Source organism: Desulfosporosinus sp. OT (genome assembly GCF_000224515.1).
Classification (GTDB): domain Bacteria; phylum Bacillota; class Desulfitobacteriia; order Desulfitobacteriales; family Desulfitobacteriaceae; genus Desulfosporosinus.
Genome location: NZ_AGAF01000228.1, coordinates 1 through 1,494 on the forward strand (window position 1 = coordinate 1; position 1,494 = coordinate 1,494).

Consider the following 1,494-nt stretch of genomic DNA (forward strand, 5'->3'; position numbering starts at 1 on the left):
TTTTGTGATAGGTCGTAATAGAGCTGTCTCTAATAGCTGATTAACAGAGGGGATGGTTGCAAATTTCGGTGGTATGAAGTTTGTTTCCATCCCCCGATTTAAACATCGTAAGCATGCTTAAATAATAATTGTGGCAGGCTTACGATGTTTAGCTTGAATATCTAAGGTTTTCCTTTGATAAGGAGTAATGAATGAGCAGGGTTGGTAATTTTAAATCAGTTGGATAGATTTTTAAAATTTATTTAGGGGGAATCAAGGATATGGATCAAATAGAAGAGATTATGCGAAAGAGCACTGAACTCGGAAAATCGATCGCTCTTACGCCCATGTACCAAGACTTTAAGAAAGCAGAGCATGATCTTCTTCATAATCCAGAAGCACGTAAATTAGTAGAAGATTTACAGAAAATGAAGCAAGAACATTATGGCAAGCAAGCTGCTGGAATAGAATTAAGTAAAGAAGAACAAGATGCAATGACAGAACTAGAAAATGTATGCTTAAAAAATCCTCAAGTACTGATATCCAATAATGCTAATACAAAATTCCAAGAGTTTATGGAGCAGATCTCAAAAAACATTAAAGACGGAATTAAAAGCATCGAAAAAATATGAGCATTAGATTCAAATCCTGACTGCTCGTAATATATCAAAGGCGTTTTGACTGCACTTCGGCATAATCCGAAGGCAAGTATAAAAACACCTAATTTTCAGTACATACTGGGAATTAAAAGAACATTTATTATCACATGAAATACTTAAAATATTATACTGACTATTGACGTTTTAATATGCGTTTAAAAAGAGGGAGGCGATTCATAGGCTACGATGAATCCTTCCTCTTTTTAATACTAATCAGACCTCCCATGCCTCTGCAAGGCACCACGGATGAATGAAAATTTTGTCCATACTACTAATAAAGCTGGCGAAGGCTAGTCGAACTTTCTTGGTTCCGTGAGCCCGTTAGCCAGAACCACATCGACCTGGTGCATAACAGATTATTGCTTTCTTAATAGGCATAACCATAGAATTCTCGTTTGTCTATAAGTAGCGGATTTTGGCAGTATCTATTTAGATTATTTCTTTATAGAGAGTAGTCTAAATGAAGTGCTTAAAATTAAGAGCTGGTTGGATTGGAAGGAAATGTTGCCTATTTTGAAGGTTTTCCGGCCTCTTAATTCGTAATTATTATGGCTAATGTGGGTGTTGTTTGGGGTATTCCTAAGAGGTTAGTCCTAAATTCACGGACAATTCCTTGATTATAGCACTTTGTATACATCGTGAAGGGATAATGGGTAATATAAAGTTACAGGATCCCAGTAATTGTGACATGAATATTTGTGAGAGCGTGAATTGACCATAGGATATATTAATACAGTCATATTGACTTGCTATGACTTCAGTGCTAATCTTATTTTGTTAGAAGGTCACAATTAGAAGAGTTTGTGCAATTTATTACGATTAAATTAATAGGTCATGCTTTGGAGCTAAAGAAAAG

1 protein-coding gene is annotated in these 1,494 nt (G+C 35.4%); it reads left to right on the top strand.

Features of this window, described 5'->3' with window-relative positions; all coding sequences use genetic code 11:
* The first annotated feature begins 260 nt into the window (after positions 1–260).
* A complete protein-coding gene (locus DOT_RS21125) occupies positions 261–611 on the top strand; it encodes a YlbF family regulator (RefSeq protein ID WP_009623342.1) in 351 nt (116 codons plus the stop codon).
* The last annotated feature ends 883 nt before the right edge of the window (positions 612–1,494 follow it).